The following is an 18,211-nucleotide window of genomic DNA, read 5'->3' on the forward strand; positions in this document are numbered from 1 at the left end:
GTTGCGTCACGGGCGAAGAACGCCGCGCGCGCGGCGCGGGTTGCCTCGCGGCGGAGCCGGGTTGCCTCAGCCCGAGCGCGGAGTCATAGCGCGGCCATGCACGACATCCGCCTGCTCCGCGACGATCCCGCCGCTTTCGATGCCGCCATGGCCAAGCGCGGCCTGCCCGCCAGCGCCGAAACGCTCGTCTCGCTCGACCGCCGCCGTCGCGAGGCCGCCACCGAAGCGCAGACCGCGCAGGCGCGCCGCAACGAGGCGTCGAAGGCGATCGGCGCGGCCAAGGCGAAGAAGGACGAGGACACCGCCGCCGCGCTGATGGCGGAGGTGGCGACGCTCAAGGAACGGCTGCCGCAGCTGGAGGCTGAGGAGGCGGAGACGGGACGCGCGCTCGACGCCGCGCTGGCCGCGCTGCCCAACGTCCCCGCCGCCGACGTGCCGGAGGGCGCGGACGAGGACGACAACCAGCTCGTCCACGAACGCGGGCAGCGCCCCGACTTCGCCTTCACCCCGCGCGAGCACGATGCGATCGGCCCGGCGCTGGGGCTAGATTTCGAGACCGGTGCGGCGATCGCGGGCGCGCGCTTCACGCTGTTGCGCGGCGACGCGGCGCGGCTGCAACGCGCGCTCGGGCAGTTCATGCTCGACCGGCTGACCCGCGAGCATGGCTATGAGGAAGTCGCCCCGCCGCTGCTGGTGCGCGACGAGGCGGTGTTCGGGACCGGGCAATTGCCCAAGTTCGCCGAGGACCTGTTCCGCACCACCGACGGGCGCTGGCTGATCCCGACCGCCGAGGTGTCGCTGACCAATATCGTGCGCGAGAAGATCCTCAGCCACGACGTGCTGCCGCTGCGTTTCGCGGCGCTGACGCCGTGCTTCCGTTCCGAGGCGGGTGCGGCGGGGCGCGACACGCGCGGCTATATCCGCCAGCACCAGTTCGACAAGGTCGAAATGGTGTCGATCGTCGCCCCCGAAGCGAGCGAGGCCGAGCATGAGCGGATGACCGCCTGTGCCGAGGGCGTGCTGGATGCGCTGGGGCTCGCCTATCGCCGGATGAAATTGTGTACCGGCGACATGGGGTTCACCGCCGCGCGGACCTATGATCTGGAGGTATGGCTGCCCGGGCAGCAGCGCTATCGCGAGATTTCGAGCTGCTCGACCTGCACCGATTTCCAGGCGCGGCGGATGAACGCGCGCTATCGCCCCGAAGGCGAGAAGACGACGCGCTTCGTCCATACGCTCAACGGCTCGGGGCTGGCGGTCGGGCGGACGCTCGTGGCGGTGCTGGAGAATTACCAGCGCGAGGACGGGACGGTGACGGTGCCGGAGGTGCTGCGCCCGTATCTCGGCGGGCTCGAATTGCTGGGTGCGCGCTGATGCGGATCCTGCTTTCGAACGACGATGGCTATCATGCGCCGGGGCTGGCGGTGCTGGAGAAGATCGCCGCGCAGCTCTCGGACGACGTCTGGGTCTGCGCGCCGGCCTCCGAGCAATCGGGCACCGGGCGCTCGTTGACGCTGACGCGGCCGTTGCGGGTCAAGCAGTTCGGCGAGAAGCGCTTTGCGGTCGGCGGCACGCCCACCGATGCGGTGATGTATGCGCTGGCTGAAGTCATGCGCGACGGGCCGCCCGATCTCATCCTCTCCGGCGTCAACCGCGGCGGCAATATCGCCGAGGACGTGATGTATTCGGGCACCGTCTCGGCGGCGATGGAGGGCGCGCTGGCCGGCGTGCGCTCGGTCGCGCTCAGCCAGCGCTATGGCCGTCGCGAGCCGGGCGAGGACGTGTCGTTCGCCGCCGCGGAGGAATGGGGCGCGCGCGTGCTGCGGCCGTTGCTCGACCATGACTGGGCGCCGCGTTCGGTGGTCAACATCAACTTCCCCGAGCCCGAAGCGGGCGCGGTCAAGGGCGTGCGCGTCGTGCCGCAGGGGCTGCGTGACTACGGGCGGGTGCGCTTCGACCGGCGCACCGACCCGCGCGGCTTCGACTATCACTGGCTGTCGATGGGACGGGCCGCGCCGGCCGCCGACGACGGCAGCGACCTGACGACGATCACGCAGGGATGGATCACGGTGACGCCGCTCCAGCTCGACCTGACGCTGCATGACTCGCTCGCGGCGCTCGGCGACGCTTTCGCCGGAGTGTAACGCGGTTTGACGCGGCGAGCGGCGAGATCGGCGGCGCTGCTGCTGGTGCTGGCGGGATGCATCCCCGCCGCCGATCCGCGCTTCCCGCCACCCACGGCCGCGCCGGTTCCTGCCGCCGAGCTGCCTCCCGAACCGCTTTCGGAGCCAGAGCAGGAGCCAACGGTCGAGGCGCCGCACCCGGCCCGTCCCTCCCGCCCGACCCGCCGCCCGCCCGTCGAGCAACTCGCTGCACCGCGTCCCGCGTGGGAAGCGGCGCCGGTCACCCCCGACGCGCGGCTGGTCCGCACGCAGGACGTCGTCGTCCGCTCCGGCGACACGCTGAGCGCGATCGCCGAGCGGACCGGCGCGTCGATCACCGCCATCGCGCGCCGCAACAGGCTATCGTCGCCCTATGCCCTCCGCGCCGGGCAACGGCTGGTGATCCCCGGCGGGCGCTATCACCGCGTCGATCCGGGGCAGACCGGTATCGGCATCGCACGGGCTTATGGCGTGCCGTGGAGCGAGGTGGTCGCGGCGAACGACCTGCGCGAACCGTTCGTGCTGGTCACCGGGCAACGCATCCTCATTCCGTCGCAGACCGCCTCCGCCGCTGCCCGCTCGGCAGCGTTCACGCTGGATGTCGACACGATCCTCACCGGCGGCGAGCCCGCGGTGGCGAGCGGCCGCGCGCCGGTCCGTCCGGTCAAAGGCGCGACCAACGTGCCCGCCACCACCGTCCCCGTCGCGCCGCCGAGCGCCGCCCCCGGCCGCTTCATCTGGCCGCTCACCGGCCAGATCGTGCGTCGCTTCGGCACGGGGCGCAGCGGCGAGCGCTTCGACGGAATCGAGATCGCCGTACCGTCCGACACCGAGGTGAAAGCGGCGGCGTCCGGCACGGTCGCCTATGCCGGCGACGGCATCGCCGCGCTGGGCGGGCTCGTCATCGTCAAACATGGCGACAACTGGACCTCGATCTACGGCCACGCCGGCAAATTACTGGTGCGGCGCGGTCAGGCGGTGACGCGCGGACAGGTGATCGCGCTGAGCGGCGCGACCGGCTTCGCCGACCAGCCCGAGCTGCATTTCGAGCTGCGCCGCGGCCGCTCCCCCGTCGATCCGGTGACGCAATTGCCGCGCCGCTGACGCGCGTGTAACGACGCCAGCGCTATGACCGTATATCAGTCCGACCTGCTCCGCACGCTGACCGCGCGCGGCTACATCCACCAGATGACCGACGCCGCCGCGCTCGACGCGCTGGCTGCCAAGCAGGTCGTGCCCGGCTATATCGGCTTCGACCCGACCGCGCCGTCGCTGCACGTCGGCAGCCTGGTGCAGATCATGCTGCTGCGCCGGCTGCAACAGGCCGGGCACAAGCCGGTCGTGCTGATGGGCGGCGGCACCGGCAAGATCGGCGACCCGAGCTTCAAGGACGAGGCGCGCAAGCTCAACAGCGACGAGGTGATCGCCGCCAATGTCGCGGGCATCAAGCGCATCTTCGACCGCTTCCTGACCTTCGGCGACGGCCCGAGCGATGCGGTGATGCTCGACAATGCCGAATGGCTCGACAAGCTCGAATACATTCCCTTCCTGCGCGAAGTCGGCCAGCATTTCAGCGTCAACCGGATGCTCAGCTTCGACTCGGTCAAGCTGCGGCTCGATCGCGAGCAGTCGCTGTCGTTCCTCGAATTCAACTACATGATCCTGCAAGGCTACGACTTCCGCGAGCTGGCGCGGCGCGCGGGCGTGCGACTTCAGATGGGCGGCAGCGATCAATGGGGTAACATCGTCAACGGCGTCGAGCTGGCGCGGCGGATGGACGGCACCGAGGTGTTCGGCGTGACCACCCCGCTGCTCACCACCGCCTCGGGGGAGAAGATGGGCAAGACCGTCGCGGGCGCGGTGTGGCTCCATGAGGACCAGCTGCCGCACTTCGATTACTGGCAATTCTGGCGCAACACCGACGACCGCGACGTCGGCCGCTTCCTGCGGCTGTTCACCGATCTGCCGCTCGACGAGATCGCGCGGCTGGAGGCGCTGGACGGCGCGGAGATCAACGAGGCCAAGAAGGTGCTCGCCAACGAGGCGACCTCGATGTGCCGCGGCCGCGCCGCCGCGGAGGATGCCGCCGAGACCGCGCGCAAGACCTTCGAGGAAGGTGCGAGCGGCGCGGGGCTCCCGTCGATCGTCGCGCCGGGCGCGACGCCGCTGGTCGACGTGCTGGTGGGGCTCGGCTTCGCGGCCTCGAAGGGCGAGGCGCGGCGGCTCATCAAGGGCGGCGGCGCGCGGATCGACGGCGAGAAGGTCGCCGACGAAGCGGCAACGGTCACGGTGACGGACGCGCCGGTGCGCATCTCCGCGGGCAAGAAGCATCATGGGATGGTGAACCCGGCTTAACGCCTTCGCTCACGCCACGTTAACCCCGCACACGCGATAAGGCCGGGTTAGCGTAGGAGGAAGACATGGCCGTACGATCGGCGACGATGGCGTATGAAGACCGTGTCGAGCCACGCGACGAGACGCTGCATCGCACACGGCTGGGCGTCGCCGGCGGCGAGACGCGGCTGGTGACGATCGTCAACGTGTCGCCCAACGGCTTCATGGCGCGCAGCGAGGAAGCGATCACGGTTGGCGAGACGGTGACCGTCACCCTGCCCGTCGCGGGCAGCTTCGTCGCCGAGGTGCGTTGGGCGCTGGGCGGGCGGATCGGCTGCAAGCTGGCGCAGGAAGTGCCGCCGGCCTTGTACCAGTTCGTGCTGGCAGCGATGCGATAGCCGACCCGCCGCGGACGGCGGGCGGCTCAACCGCGCCGAAACACCACCACCCCGATCAGCACCAGTGCGATGCCGGCGAGCTTGGTGAGCGTCACCGACTGCTGCGGCAGCTGTAATAGCCCGAAATGGTCGAGCGTCAGCGCGGCGACCAACTGGCTGGCGATCGCGATGCTGAGCGCGGCGGCGATCCCCAGCCGCGGCGCGGCGAAGGCGAGCGCCGCGACGAACGCCGCGCCGTAGAAGCCGCCCAGCCACGCCCACCACGGCGCGCCCCTCAACGCGGACAGCGGAGTGCGATCAAAGGCCCAGACGATCAGCAACGCCGCGGTCCCGACGGTGAACGACACCAACGCCGCCAGCCACACCGACCCCGACACTCGCGCGAGGGCGGCATTGGTCGGCGGCTGGATCGCGAGCCCGAGCCCGGCAAGCACGACGATGATGATCGGCATGAGACCCGGCAATCAACTTCTCCTCTTTCCGTCATCGCGAGCGTAGCGCAGCCATCCATTGCCGGACCAGGCACGCCGGATTGCTTCGCTACGCGCGCCATGGCGTCCACTTACCCGGACCGCAGCAACGCCACGCCCGCATCGCGCTCGAACAGATATAGCGCAATACGCGCCGCCTGACCGCGCGCGCCGTTCAAACCGCCGTCGCGATCGATCAGCAACCGGGCATCGTCGGTAGCGGCAGGCAGCAGCTCCGACAGCAACTCCGGCGTGGCGAGCCGGAACATCGCCTCGCCCGATTGCCGCGTGCCGAGCAACTCGCCAGCCCCCCGCAACCGCAAGTCCTCCTCGGCGATCCGGAACCCGTCGTTGGTCTCGCGCATCAACGCCAGCCGCGCACGCGCCGTCTCGCTGAGCGAACCGCCGCGCAGCAACAGGCATACCGAGCGCCCCCCGCCGCGCCCGACGCGCCCGCGCAACTGGTGCAGCTGCGCCAGCCCGAAACGATCGGCATGTTCGATCACGATCAGCGTGGCGTTAGGGACATCGACTCCGACCTCGATCACCGTCGTCGCGACCAGCACGCCGGTCTCGCCGGCCGAGAAGCGCGCCATCACCGCGTCCTTCTCCGCACCCTTCATCCGACCATGAACCAACCCGACGCGGTCGCCAAACCGGCTTGCCAGCGCGGCGGCGCGGGCCTCGGCGGCTTGCAGGTCGCTGGTTTCACTCTCCTCGACCAGCGGGCAGACCCAATAAGCCTGCTTGCCCTCCGACAAATGCCGCCCGAGCGCATTGATCACCTCGTCGACGCGTTCCTCCGACAGCACACGCGTCTCGACCGGCTCACGCCCCGGCGGCATTTCGTCGAGCCGGCTCTGGTCCATCTCGCCATGCAACGCGAGCGTCAGCGTGCGCGGGATCGGGGTGGCGGTCATCGCCAGCAGGTGCGGCGGGGTGCGGCCCTTGGCCTGCAACAGCATCCGCTCGGCGACCCCGAAGCGATGCTGTTCGTCGACCACGACCAGCCCAAGGTCGCGGTAGCTGACCGCCTCCTGGAAGATCGCATGCGTGCCGACGAGGATATGGATCGATCCGTCGGCCAGCCCCATCAGCGTCGCCTCGCGCGCGCGGCCCTTGTCGCGCCCGGTCAGCACCGCAATCTCGACGGGCAGCCCGGCGAGCGTGCGGCGCAGCGTCTCGTAATGCTGGCGCGCGAGGATCTCGGTCGGCGCGAGCATTGCCGCCTGCGCGCCGGCCTCGACCGCGATCAGCAGCGCCATCGCCGCCACCAAGGTCTTGCCCGAACCGACATCGCCTTGCAGAAGCCGCAGCATCGGTGCGCTCTGCGCGAGGTCGCCCTCGATCTCGCGGACGCTGCGCGCCTGCGCCCCGGTGAGCTGATAGGGCAGCCGCAGCAGATCGCGCAGCCGCCCGTCGCCCTGCAACGCACGGCCACGGCGCTTGCGCGTGTCGGCGCGGACGATCGAAAGCGCGAGCTGGTTGGCGAACACCTCGTCATACGCCAGCCGCGCGCGCGCCACCGTGTCGGCGGGGTCAGCGTGGAGCCGCGTCATCGCCTCGCGCCATGCGGGCCAGTCGCGCTGCGCCTTGAGGCTCGGCTCGATCCACTCGGGCAGATCGGGCGCGCGCGCCAGCGCCTGTTCGACGAGCGCGCCGAGCCGCCGCGAGGTCATGCCCTCGGTCAGCGGGTAGATCGCCTCGCGCTCGCGGAAGTCGCCGTCCTCGCCGCCGACTTCCGGGTGGATGATCTGGAGATCCTGCCCATATTGGTCGAGCCGTCCCGACACCCGCCGCGGCTCGTTGAGCGGCAGCAACTTGCGTACTCGCCCCGAACCGCCGCCGAAGAACACCAGCGCCACGGTGTTGCCGTGTTGATCGGTCGCGACGACCCGCGTCGGCGCGCGCGGGCTGCTGCTGGTGCGGTAATCGGTCGGGGTCAGCGTGATCGCGATCGTCCGCCCGACATCGCTCTGCATCAGCTCGTCGCGCGGCCAGCGGTCGACCCAGCCCGAGGGGACGTGGAACAACAGGTCGAGCACGCGCGCAATTCCCAGCCGGTCGAGCGGCTTCGCCAGCGCGGGGCCGACGCCCTTCAGCGCCTCCACCTCGGCGAACAACGGATTGAGGATATCGGGTCGCATGACTATCTGGAGCCGATACCCTGCCCCGACGGTCGCCGCCAGCGCCCGCCGGTCGTTTTGCATTGGACCTGTGATGGATCACGACATCCGCCTGAAACGCCTCCGCTTCCGCGCCTGGCACCGCGGCACGCGCGAGGCCGATCTGATGATCGGCGGCTTCTTCGACGCGCATGGCGCGACATGGAACGCGGAGCAGCTCGACTGGTTTGAGCGGCTGCTGGAGGAGCAGGACGTCGACATCATGGGCTGGGCGATCGGCTCGCTCCCCTGCCCGGCGGAGTGGGAGGGCGAGATGATGCAGACGATGCGGAAGGTCGATTTCGTGACGGTGCTCGACACGGGAATGTGACCTTCATTTAGCCCCTCCCTTTCAAGGGAGGGGTTGGGGTGGGTGAGGCCTGGCAATACGGCCGCCGCCGCCCCCCGCCCTTGCCGTATCACCCGGACGCCACCCACCCCCTGCCCCTCCCTTGAAAGGGAGGGGGGAGATGAAATGCCCGACCTCTCCAAGATCCTCAAAGCCACCGTCCCGCTCACCCTATCGGGCGTCCCCGGCGGCTTCCTTCCCTCGCTGCTCGCCGATCTCGCGCGCGCCGCGCCGCGCCGTGCGGTGTTCGTCGCCGCCGACGAGGCGCAGATGCGCAGCATCGCCGCCACCGCGCCGTTCTTCGCGCCCGAGCTGGAGGTCGTGCAGCTCCCGGCTTGGGATTGCCTCCCCTACGACCGCGCCTCGCCGACGTTGCGCGTGATGGCGGAGCGGATCGGCGCGCTGCACCGCTTGCAGCAGAAACCGGCCGGGCCGCAGCTGGTGCTGACCACGGTCAACGCGCTGACGCAGCGGACGCTCACGCCGTTTCGCATCCGCCAGCTGGTCGCCGAGCTGAAGCCCGGCGCGCAGATCGACCGCGACGCGCTCGGCGCGCTGTTGCAGGCGAACGGCTATGTCCGCACCGACACCGTCCACGACGCCGGCGAATATGCAGTGCGCGGCGGGATCGTCGACCTGTTCCCGAGCGGCGAGGAACAGGCGCTGCGGCTCGACTTCTTCGGCGACGAGATCGAGAGCGTCCGCACCTTCGACCCCGGCGACCAGCGCACCACCGGGCGGCTCGACGGCTTCGTGCTGCTCCCCGCCTCCGAGGCGTTGCTCGACGACGACAGCGTCAAGCGCTTCCGCACCCGTTATCGCGAGAAGTTCGGCGCCACCGCGACCGGCGACCCGCTCTATCAGGCGGTCAGCGACGGCCGGCGGCTGGCCGGCATGGAACATTGGCTGCCGCTGTTCGAGGAGAAGCTGGCGACGCTCTGGGACCATCTCGGCGACGATGCCGTGGTGGTGCGCGACGCGGGCACTCCGGCGGCGGTCGAGGGGCGGCTCGACGCGATCGCCGATTATTACGAAAACCGTAAGCGCGCCGAGGCGGCCGAGCCCGGCAGCTACCGCGCCCTCCCCGCCAAGACGCTCTACCTCGACGAGGACGAATGGCGCGCCGAGGTCGCCGGCATGCCCGCGCATCTGGTGACGCCGTTCCACGAGCCCGAATCCTCGACCGTGCTCGACTTCCAGGTCGACGGCCCGCGCGATTTCGCGCCTGAGCGCGCCAATCAGGCGAACGTCTACGAGGCGGTGGTCGCGCATGTCGCGCGGCTGAAGAAGGACGGGCGCAAGCCGATCCTCGCCAGCTATTCGGTCGGCGCCCGCGACCGGCTGAAGAATTTGCTCGACGATCACGGGCTGGTCGGCGCGCGGCTGGCCGATACGTGGCAGGACGCGCTGGGGGCCGCCGACCGCGGCGTCGCGCTGACCGTCGTCGGGCTCGATCACGGCTTCACCGCGCCCGACGTCGCAGTGCTGACCGAGCAGGACATGCTCGGCGACCGGCTGATCCGCCGCGCCAAGCGCCGCAAGTCCGCCGACGCCTTCCTCGCCGAACTCGCGACGCTGTCGCCGGGCGATCTGGTCGTGCACACCGATCACGGCATCGGGCGCTATGTCGGGCTGACGCAGGTGCCGGTCGCCAAGGCGCCGCACGATTGCGTCGCGCTCGAATATGCCGGCGGCGACAAGCTCTACATTCCGGTAGAAAATCTCGAGGTCCTCTCGCGCTATGGCTCGTCGGAGGAAGGCGCGAGCCTCGACCGGCTCGGCGGCGAGGCGTGGCAGCGCCGCAAGTCGAAGATGAAGGAGCGCATCCGCGAGATTGCGGGCACGCTGATCGCGGTCGCGGCCGAGCGCGCGCTGCGCCCCGGCGAGGTCGCCGAGCCCGACGCGAGCGGTTATCCGGCGTTCGTCGACCGCTTTCCCTATGAGGAAACCGACGATCAGGACCGCGCGATCAGCGACGTGCTCGACGATCTTGCCGCCGGCAAGCCGATGGACCGGCTGATCGTCGGCGATGTCGGCTTTGGCAAGACCGAGGTCGCGCTGCGGGCCGCCTTCGTCGCGGCGATGGCGGGGATGCAGGTCGCGGTGGTCTGCCCGACCACCCTGCTCGCCCGCCAGCACTACCAGAATTTCTGCGCGCGCTTCGATGGCTTCCCGGTCGAGATCGGACGCCTGTCGCGGCTGGTGACCGCCAGCGAGGCGAAGAAGGTCAAGGACGGGATCGCGAACGGCACGATCGACATCGTGATCGGCACCCACGCGCTGCTCGCCAAGAACGTCGACTTCAAGCGGCTCGGGCTCGTGATCGTCGACGAGGAACAAAGGTTCGGCGTGACCCACAAGGAGCGGCTCAAGACATTGCGCGCCGACGTCCACATGCTGACGCTCACCGCGACGCCGATCCCGCGCACGCTCCAGATGGCGATGGGCGGCCTGCGCGAACTGTCAGTGATCCAGACCCCGCCGGTCGATCGTCTCGCGGTGCGCACCTATGTGATGCCGTGGGACCCGGTGGTGCTGCGCGAGGCGTTGCTGCGCGAACATTATCGCGGCGGGCAGAGCTTCCTCGTCACCCCGCGCATCGCCGACCTGCCCGACATCGAGGATTACCTGCGCCGCGAGGTGCCTGAAATTCGCTACGTCATCGCCCATGGCCAGATGGCGCCGACCGAAGTCGAAGAGCGGATGTCCGCCTTCTACGACAAGAAGTTCGAGGTGTTGGTGTCGACCTCGATCATCGAGAGCGGGATCGACATTCCTTCCGCCAACACGATGATCGTCAACCGCGCCGACCGCTTCGGCCTCGCGCAGCTCTACCAGCTTCGCGGTCGCGTCGGTCGCTCGAAGACGCGCGCCTACGCCTATATGGTCGCGCCGCCCGAGCGGCAGATGACCGAGGCGGCGGAAAAGCGACTCAAGGTGCTGAGCGATCTAGATACTTTGGGCGCGGGGTTCCAGCTCGCCAGCCACGACCTCGACATTCGCGGCGCGGGCAATCTGCTCGGCGACGAACAATCGGGGCATATCAAGGAGGTCGGCTACGAACTCTACCAGTCGATGCTGGAGGAGGCGATCCTTGAGGCGAAGGCCGGCGGGCTGCGCGAGCGGCAGCGCGACTTCTCGCCGCAGATCAGCGTCGATGCGCCGATCCTGATCCCCGAGGAATATGTCCCCGATCTCGACCTGCGGATGGGGCTGTATCGTCGCCTCAACGAGGTCGACGAGGTACAGGGGCTCAACGCCTTCGCCGCCGAGATGATCGACCGCTTCGGCCCGCTGCCCGAGGCGACCGACAATCTGGTCAAGATCATGGAGATCAAGCTCAACGCCAAGAAGGCGTGCGTCGCCAAGCTCGACGTCGGTCCGAAGGGCGCGCTGGTCGCGTTCCATGACGACAAGCCGCCGAACGTCGCCGGGCTGCTCGCCTATGTCGACAAGCTGGGCGGGATCGCCAAGCTGCGCCCCGACAGCAAGCTGGCGCTGACCCGCGTCTGGGCCGATCCGAAGGCGCGGCTGCACGGCGCGCTGCAATTGTCGAAGGGGCTGGCGAAGGCGGCGGGATAAGTGCCGTCGTTGCGAGCGTAGCGAAGCAAGACGGGCTCGGCCTTCAGCTGCTATGGTCGGAGATGATCTTCCAGCCGTCCTTGCGGCGCTCGAACAGCAACGTCGTGAGCCCGGTCTGCGGCGTGCCGCTGGCGGGGGTGAGCGTCCAGCGCGCGACGTGCAGCACATGGACGGCGCTGAGCGGCCGCCACGCCATCGGCTGAAAGCTGAGCCGCCCGCGCGTGTTGCCGCCATTGGCGAAGCTCTTGGCGTAGCGCTCGGCAATTGCGGCCTTGCCGCGCACGACCTTGTCACCCGCGACATAGACCGCGTCGGGGGCATAAATGGCGGTGAAGCGCGCAAGGTCGCCGGCGTTCCAGCCCGCGGCGCTGTCGGCCATCGCCGAGTCGATCGCCACCTGCGGCGTGGCGGCAGCAGCCGCGGCGATCAGCATCGAGACGACCGGCATCATATCACTTCCCCTTCGGCGATCCGCTGCGCACCAGATCGATCAGCGCGGCATCGTCGAGCGGCCCGGCGCAGAGGAAGCCCTGATAGAAGGTGCAACCGCGCACCGCGAGCAACTGACGCTGCGCCTCGGTCTCCACCCCTTCGGCGATCGTCTCGAGCCCAAGTCCTTCGGCGATCGAAAGCACGCCCTGCAGCACCACGCGGTTGCGCGCGTCGTTGACCGCGGCGGTCGTCAGGCTGCGGTCGATCTTGATATAATCGAGCGGCAGCGATGCGACATAGGAGAGGCTGGAATAGCCGGTCCCAAAATCGTCGAGCGCGACGCGACAGCCCGCCGCGCGCAACGCCGCCAACGCTACGCCGGCGGCGCGCAGATTGTCGATCATCGCCCCTTCGGTCACCTCGGCGGTGACGCGCCCCGGCGCGATCCCCGCTTCGTGGACGCGCGCGAGGAACCGGCTGACGAACGGCGTGCGCGACAGGTCGGTGGCGGTGACGTTGACCGCAACCCGCAAGCCCGAAAGCGCGTCGGGCCAGTCGGCGGCACGGCGCAGCGCCAGGGCCTGGACATGGTCGGACAGCGCCACCCCCAGCCCGGCGCGATCCGCCGCCGCGAGCAGGGTTTCCGCGCCGAGTTCGCCCAGCCGCGGATGATGCCAGCGCGCCAGTGCCTCGACTCCGACGATCCGCCCGTCGATCATGTGCACCTGCGGCTGGAAGCGGACGCCGATCTCCTGTCGCTCCATCGCGCGATGCAGGTCGGCGGCGAGCGCGGCGATCGGCACGCCGCTGCTTTCGGTCGCGACGCGCGTCGTCACGCCCTCGCTGGCGCGGGCATGCGACAGCGCCTCGGCGGCACGGCGCAGGAGATGGTCGGGCGCCTCGTGATCGACCCGCCGCGCCACGCCAATCCGCGCGCCGAGGTGGATGGTCTCGCTGCCGATCGTAAACGGCTGCTCCAGGGCGCGCTCGACCGAGTCGACGGCCGCATCGCCGACCTGTGCGTCGCCGGCCACCACGATCGTGAAGGTCGCCCCGCTGCGCACCGCGGCGGTGCGATAATCGGCCAGCGCATTGCTCAGCCGCTCGTCGATCGCCTCGACCAGCTGATCGCCCGTCATCCGCCCGTAAGCGGCGTTGACGATCTCGAAGCTGGTCGGTGCCGCGGTGATGGCGGTCACGCCGTCGGGCGCGGAGGCGACCAGTTGCAGCTGTTCCTCGCTGGCGGTTCGCTCGCCACGGCGGCGCCCGGCGGCGCGCTGCATGGTTCGTGTCTGACGCTCCATGACAATCGTCGTAGGCGGTGGGGCGCGGCGCGGCAATCCGATCTTGCCGGACGGTGAACGACTCAATAGCCTCGTGCGTTGTGACGGCAATGATCGAACCATGTAGCACGGCCGCGCCGCTCATCGACGGCTTCGGCCGCACCATCCGATACCTGCGCGTCTCGGTGACGGATCGCTGCGACCTGCGCTGTCGCTATTGCATGGCGGAGCACATGACCTTCCTGCCGCGCGACAAGATCGCGACGCTGGAGGAGCTGGCGATCATCGCCGAGCGGTTCGTGGCGCGCGGGGTCCGTAAGGTGCGGCTATCCGGCGGCGAGCCGCTGGTGCGGCGAGACGTGCTGCAACTGGTGCAGCGGCTCGGGCGGCACGTCGGCGGTGCGCTCGACGAGTTGACGATGACGACCAACGGCACGCGGCTGCGCGACCATGCCGCCGCGCTGCACGAAGCGGGGCTGCGCCGGCTGAACGTCAGTCTGGACAGCCGCGATCCGGGGCGCTTCCGCCACATCACCCGGCACGGTGATGTCGCGCAGGTGCTCGACGGAATCGCCGCGGCGCGCGACGCCGGGCTGGCGATCAAGATCAACATGGTGGCGCTCAAGGGCGTCAACGAGGACGAGATTGCGGCGATGCTGGACTGGTGCGTCGCCGAGGGGCACGACCTGACGCTGATCGAGACGATGCCGCTCGGCGCGGTCGACGAGGACCGGACGGACCGCTTCCTGCCGCTGACGGTGGTGAAGGAGCGGCTCGACGCGCGCTTCACGCTGTCGCGCGATGCGGCGCAAACCGGCGGACCGGCGCGTTACTGGCGCGTCGACGGCGGCGCGACCCGCCTCGGACTGATCTCGCCGCTGACGCAGAATTTCTGCGACGGTTGCAACCGTGTCCGCCTGACCACCGAGGGGCGGCTCTATACCTGTCTCGGCCACGACGATCATCGCGACCTGCGCGCCGCGCTGCGCGACGGCGGGGTCGCCGGGCTCGACGCGGCGATCGAGGATGCGCTGACCACCAAGCCGCGCCGCCACGATTTCCGCATCGGCCACGGCGATGCCCCTGCGGTGGCACGACACATGAGTGTCACCGGCGGATGACGCTTTATCCCCGGCGGGCGCTGGTCGCCTCGCCCACCGCTCCCGCGCAGGCCGCGCGTGCCGAACTTGCCGACGCCTGGGACTGGTGCCCGCTGGAAGAGGCCGATCTGGTCGTTGCGCTCGGCGGAGACGGCTTCATGCTCCAGACGCTTCACCTGCTGCTCGAACGGCGGCGCGCGATCGTTCCGGTGTTCGGGATGAATCTCGGCACCGTCGGGTTTCTGATGAACGAATGGCGCCGCCACGATCTCGACGGGCGGATCGAGCGCGCACGCGCGTTCAAGGTCACACCGCTGACCGCGACCGCGACCGGCTTCGACGGCAGCGTCCATACGCTGCCCGCGATCAACGAGGTATCGCTGTTGCGCGAGACGCGGCAGACCGCGCGGCTGGAAGTGCGGATCAACGATCGGATCGTGCTGGAAGAATTGTCGTGCGACGGCATCCTCGTCGCGACGCCCGCCGGGTCGACGGCCTATAATTTGTCGGCGCACGGGCCGATCCTCCCGCTCGGCTCGCAGATGCTGGCGCTGACGCCGATCAGCGCCTTCCGTCCGCGGCGCTGGCGCGGCGCGATCCTGCCCGACAAGACGCGCGTGTCGTTGCGCGTGCTGGAGGCCGGCAAGCGCCCGGTTTCGGCCGTCGCCGACCAGCGTGAGGTCCGCAACGTCATGCAGGTCGACATCGCGATGGACCGCGCGCGCGAGCTGACGCTGCTGTTCGATCCCGAGCACGCGCTCGACGATCGCATCACCATGGAGCAGTTCGTCGCATAAGTCAGAAAGATGAAATAAGGGTCTTGCGCGGCCGAAATCCGGCTTTATAGACCCCCTCCACGACGTTGAACGCCGTTCCCTGATAGCTCAGCGGTAGAGCTCTCGACTGTTAATCGAGCGGCCGTAGGTTCGAATCCTACTCAGGGAGCCACCTCTTTCCGCCGAAGCCGCGAGCTCGTGATGGCGCCGAGGTTCACGCTTCTCACGTTCTTACCCTGCGGTTGTGGAAGGTGGCGCTATCGTCACTGTGGCCAGGCCGAGTCGGCGCGTCGGGTCTTCATCGCCTCGTCGGCTGCATCCGCACCAGCCTTGTCGAGCTGAGCCCATTCGGCGCGGGTATGACACGTCTTTTTGGTGAAGCGGCTGCCGGTGACCTCGACCGCCTTGCAGATCCGCTGGTTCGGATCGACCGGCTTGCCGTCCCGTGCGGCGGCGAGCGTCGGACCGGCAAGGACGAGCAAGGCGACCGGAACCAGTATCTTCATCGAAGCGCTCCCATTGTATCGGCGTTCCCGACTCACCGTCAGCACGGAATGTACGCTGGCCCATGCCCGCGCAACAGAGGCGCTGCCGCGCGTGCCGGGTCGCCCCGCCACCGGGCGGAGCGTTTTCGTTCATCGCACGTTCCACTCATCTCGGCTATGCGACGGCTCGTCGCACCGCCCGGGTGCGTTGGAGAGTACGCCATGATGATGAAGTTTGGCCGCTCGGCGATGGTGCTGGCCCTGGCGGCCAGCACGACGCTGGTCGCGGCCTGCGCGACCGAGACTGCCTATCGGCCCGCCACCGGCAGCGGCTTCTACCGTACCGGCTATAGCGATCTGCGGATCGAGCCGAACCGCTATCGTGTCACCTTCGCCGGCAACACCGTGACCGACCGTGACGTCGTCGAACGCTACCTGCTGTTCCGCTCCGCCGAGCTGACGCTGCAGAACGGCTATGACTATTTCGTGATGGCGGATCGCGACACCGACCGTCAGGCGCGTACCTATTCGACGCCGGGCTTCGGTAGCGGCTGGGGACCGGGTTTCGGCGCCTTCGGCGGCGGGCTCTGGGGTCCGCGCTGGGGCTTCTACGGCCGCGGCTTCGGCTATCGCGCCTGGGACCCGTTCTGGGGCGGACCGTGGGGCGGCTTCGGTGGCGGTCAGGATATCCGCACCGTCGATCGCTACGAAGCGTCGGCCGAGATCGTGATGTTCAAGGGCACGCCGGATCGCGGCAACGTCCGCGCCTTCAATGCGCGTGCGGTGGTCGACTCAATCGGACCGACGATCCGTCTGCCCAAGGCGTCGTAAGAAAAAGGCTCCGCCGGATGGCGGCAGGGGCATCGGTCCGGGTGACCGATGCCCCTTTTTCATGCGCTCAATGCGGCGCGACCCCGAGTTCGACGCCGGTCTTGTCGTGCAGCGCGAAGCGGTCGATCAGATCGGCGCTGGCGTCGTTATAGCCGACGACGTCGACGCGTGCCCCGTCGCGGCGGAGCCGGGCGACGATCTTGTCGAGCGCGGCGACTGCCGAAATGTCCCAGAAGTGCGCGGCGGTTACGTCGATCACGACCGCTCCCGTCTCCCTTGCCGCAAAGGCGCGGGTGAACAGGTCGACCGAGGCGAAGAAAATCTCGCCACGCACACGGTAGCGTACCGGCTCGCCCGGCTCGCGCTCGACCGCGAACATCCGGCGTACCTTGCCCGCGAAGAAGATTCCCGACAGCAGCACGCCCGCTGCGACGCCCTGTGCGAGGTCGCGGGTCGCCACGACCACCGCGACGGTGACGAGCATCACGATCGAAGAGGTCGGCGGGTGGCGGCGCAGGTTCGGGATCGAGTTCCAGCTGAACGTCCCGATCGATACCATGATCATCACCGCCACCAGCGCCGGCATCGGCACGCGCCCGACCACCGGGCCCAGCACGGCGAGCAGGAAAAGCAGGAAGGCGCCGGCTATAAAGGTCGACAATCGCTTGCGCCCTCCGGAGGTCACGTTGATGACCGACTGCCCGATCATCGCGCAGCCGCCCATGCCGCCGACCAGCGCCGCCGCAAGGTTGGCGCCGCCCTGCCCCATACATTCGCGGCGTTTGTCGCTGTCGGTATCGGTCATATCGTCGACGATCTGCGCGGTCAGCATCGACTCGAGCAGCCCGACCGCTGCCATCGTCATCGAATAGGGCAGGATGATCCGCAGCGTATCGAGCGTCAGCGGCACCTGAGGCAGCATGAGCGACGGCAATCCTTCCGGCAGCCGCCCCATGTCGCCTACGGTGCGCACCGGGAGGCCAAGCATGATCGCGAGCACCGTCAGCACGACGATCGCGACCAGCGGCGACGGCACCGCCTTGGTGACGCGCGGCAGCAGGTAGATGATCGCCAGCCCGCCCGCGACCAGTGCATAACTGTGCCAGCTCACACCGATAAGCTGCGGCAGCTGCGCCATGAAGATCAGGATCGCCAACGCGTTGACGAAGCCGGTGATGACCGAGCGTGAAACGAACTGCATCAGCAGGTCGAGTCGCAGCACGCCGGCGATGATCTGGATGACGCCCATCAGGATCGTCGCGGCAAAGAGATAGTCGACGCCGTGTTCCCGGACCAGCGGCGTGACGACGACCGCGACCGCGGCGGTCGCGGCCGAGATCATCGCCGGGCGGCCGCCGAGCAACGAAATGACGATCGCGATCGCGATCGAGGCATAAAGACCGACGCGCGGGTCGACCCCGGCGATGATCGAAAAGCCGATCGCCTCGGGGATCAGCGCGAGCGCGACGACGATGCCGGCGAGGATCTCGCGGCGTACCTCGCCCGCGTCCGCGCACCACGCGGATCGAAAATGGGAGATGAAGTTGGTCATGAGCCTGTTGAAACCACAACACGTATCGGCGCCCGCACGGAACGCTGTTTTCAGGACGATACGTGGAGGTTGCCCGGCGGATCGGCGGCCGGGATAGCCACCCGGAGTTGCACCGGGTCCATGCGGATGCCGGGCGCTTTAGACGCGATCGGGGGCGCCGGGCAAGGGGGTGCAGCAGATTGGCCGTCGCCCCGGAGTTGATCCGGGTGTGGATTCACATTCGAAGTGCAACGGGAAGAAGGCCTCAGCGGGGGTTTGGAAGCCGAGGCATTTTCTGGGTGTATGATTGTGT

16 protein-coding genes, 1 tRNA gene and 1 other annotated feature are annotated in these 18,211 nt (G+C 69.0%); of the genes, 11 read left to right on the forward strand and 6 right to left on the reverse strand.

Translation table 11 applies throughout. From position 1 onward, the window contains the following. The first annotated feature begins 96 nt into the window (after positions 1–96). The 5 genes from serS (at position 97) to FHS97_RS16290 (ending at position 4,894) form a co-directional block, all read left to right on the forward strand. Positions 97–1,374, forward strand: a complete 1,278-nt coding sequence (gene serS, locus FHS97_RS16270) for a serine--tRNA ligase (protein WP_184040528.1) — start codon at positions 97–99, stop codon at positions 1,372–1,374. Next, positions 1,374–2,144 carry a 5'/3'-nucleotidase SurE gene (gene surE, locus FHS97_RS16275; protein ID WP_184040531.1) on the forward strand — a complete coding sequence of 257 codons (771 nt, stop codon included), beginning with the start codon at positions 1,374–1,376 and terminating at the stop codon, positions 2,142–2,144. The genes serS and surE overlap by 1 nt, the downstream gene beginning before the upstream one ends. Before the next feature lie 6 nt (positions 2,145–2,150). Then, positions 2,151–3,266, forward strand: a complete 1,116-nt coding sequence (locus FHS97_RS16280) for a M23 family metallopeptidase (protein WP_184040534.1) — start codon at positions 2,151–2,153, stop codon at positions 3,264–3,266. Positions 3,267–3,290: 24 nt separating this feature from the next. Continuing rightward, positions 3,291–4,517: a tyrosine--tRNA ligase gene (tyrS, locus tag FHS97_RS16285; protein ID WP_184040536.1), complete on the forward strand. Its 1,227-nt coding sequence runs from the start codon at positions 3,291–3,293 to the stop codon at positions 4,515–4,517. Positions 4,518–4,582: 65 nt separating this feature from the next. Further along, the gene (locus FHS97_RS16290; RefSeq protein ID WP_184040545.1) at positions 4,583–4,894 is read left to right on the forward strand and encodes a PilZ domain-containing protein; all 312 of its coding nucleotides are present in this window, start codon (positions 4,583–4,585) and stop codon (positions 4,892–4,894) included. A gap of 26 nt (positions 4,895–4,920) precedes the next feature. Here the strand turns inward: FHS97_RS16290 and FHS97_RS16295 are convergent, their stop codons facing one another. Both FHS97_RS16295 and recG read right to left on the reverse strand, forming a co-directional pair. Continuing rightward, positions 4,921–5,358 carry a DMT family transporter gene (locus FHS97_RS16295; protein WP_184040548.1) on the reverse strand — a complete coding sequence of 146 codons (438 nt, stop codon included), beginning with the start codon at positions 5,356–5,358 and terminating at the stop codon, positions 4,921–4,923. Positions 5,359–5,456: 98 nt separating this feature from the next. Beyond that, on the reverse strand, positions 5,457–7,511 hold the full coding sequence (gene recG / locus FHS97_RS16300) for an ATP-dependent DNA helicase RecG (RefSeq protein ID WP_184040551.1): 2,055 nt from the start codon (positions 7,509–7,511) through the stop codon (positions 5,457–5,459). Positions 7,512–7,584: 73 nt separating this feature from the next. On the opposite strand from recG, the gene FHS97_RS16305 reads away from it, so the two are divergent. After that, the gene (locus tag FHS97_RS16305; RefSeq protein WP_184040554.1) at positions 7,585–7,860 is read left to right on the forward strand and encodes an FAD assembly factor SdhE; all 276 of its coding nucleotides are present in this window, start codon (positions 7,585–7,587) and stop codon (positions 7,858–7,860) included. A 144-nt stretch (positions 7,861–8,004) separates the two neighbouring features. Continuing rightward, positions 8,005–11,460 (forward strand): transcription-repair coupling factor, encoded by a 3,456-nt coding sequence (gene mfd / locus FHS97_RS16310; RefSeq protein ID WP_184040557.1) that lies wholly within the window; start codon positions 8,005–8,007, stop codon positions 11,458–11,460. A gap of 43 nt (positions 11,461–11,503) precedes the next feature. Here the strand turns inward: mfd and FHS97_RS16315 are convergent, their stop codons facing one another. Both FHS97_RS16315 and FHS97_RS16320 read right to left on the reverse strand, forming a co-directional pair. Next, the gene (locus FHS97_RS16315) at positions 11,504–11,911 is read right to left on the reverse strand and encodes a YybH family protein (RefSeq protein ID WP_184040569.1); all 408 of its coding nucleotides are present in this window, start codon (positions 11,909–11,911) and stop codon (positions 11,504–11,506) included. Position 11,912: 1 nt separating this feature from the next. Beyond that, positions 11,913–13,175 (reverse strand): putative bifunctional diguanylate cyclase/phosphodiesterase, encoded by a 1,263-nt coding sequence (locus FHS97_RS16320; RefSeq protein ID WP_184040571.1) that lies wholly within the window; start codon positions 13,173–13,175, stop codon positions 11,913–11,915. 110 nt (positions 13,176–13,285) lie between these two features. On the opposite strand from FHS97_RS16320, the gene moaA reads away from it, so the two are divergent. The 3 genes from moaA (at position 13,286) to FHS97_RS16335 (ending at position 15,223) form a co-directional block, all read left to right on the forward strand. After that, complete coding sequence (moaA, locus tag FHS97_RS16325) at positions 13,286–14,296, forward strand: GTP 3',8-cyclase MoaA (protein ID WP_184040573.1); 1,011 nt, start codon at positions 13,286–13,288, stop codon at positions 14,294–14,296. Next, positions 14,293–15,072, forward strand: coding sequence for an NAD kinase (locus tag FHS97_RS16330; RefSeq protein WP_184040575.1), 780 nt, complete (start codon positions 14,293–14,295; stop codon positions 15,070–15,072). The genes moaA and FHS97_RS16330 overlap by 4 nt, the downstream gene beginning before the upstream one ends. A gap of 76 nt (positions 15,073–15,148) precedes the next feature. Next, positions 15,149–15,223, forward strand: a tRNA-Asn gene (locus FHS97_RS16335). Between the two features lie 91 nt (positions 15,224–15,314). Here FHS97_RS16335 and FHS97_RS16340 read toward each other — a convergent pair. After that, the gene (locus FHS97_RS16340) at positions 15,315–15,557 is read right to left on the reverse strand and encodes a hypothetical protein (RefSeq protein ID WP_184040578.1); all 243 of its coding nucleotides are present in this window, start codon (positions 15,555–15,557) and stop codon (positions 15,315–15,317) included. A 201-nt stretch (positions 15,558–15,758) separates the two neighbouring features. Between FHS97_RS16340 and FHS97_RS16345 the strand changes: the two genes are divergently transcribed. Further along, on the forward strand, positions 15,759–16,367 hold the full coding sequence (locus FHS97_RS16345; protein ID WP_311770258.1) for a CC0125/CC1285 family lipoprotein: 609 nt from the start codon (positions 15,759–15,761) through the stop codon (positions 16,365–16,367). Positions 16,368–16,434: 67 nt separating this feature from the next. On the opposite strand, the gene FHS97_RS16350 is transcribed toward FHS97_RS16345, so the two are convergent. Next, positions 16,435–17,919 (reverse strand): SulP family inorganic anion transporter, encoded by a 1,485-nt coding sequence (locus FHS97_RS16350; protein WP_184040581.1) that lies wholly within the window; start codon positions 17,917–17,919, stop codon positions 16,435–16,437. 67 nt (positions 17,920–17,986) lie between these two features. Further along, positions 17,987–18,042 (reverse strand) — a sequence feature (sul1 is cis-regulatory element that is thought to sense ions involved in sulfur or methionine metabolism; They are found in Alphaproteobacteria). Positions 18,043–18,211: the final 169 nt, after the last annotated feature.

It is taken from the genome of Sphingomonas endophytica, from assembly GCF_014199415.1.
Classification (GTDB): domain Bacteria; phylum Pseudomonadota; class Alphaproteobacteria; order Sphingomonadales; family Sphingomonadaceae; genus Sphingomonas; species Sphingomonas endophytica.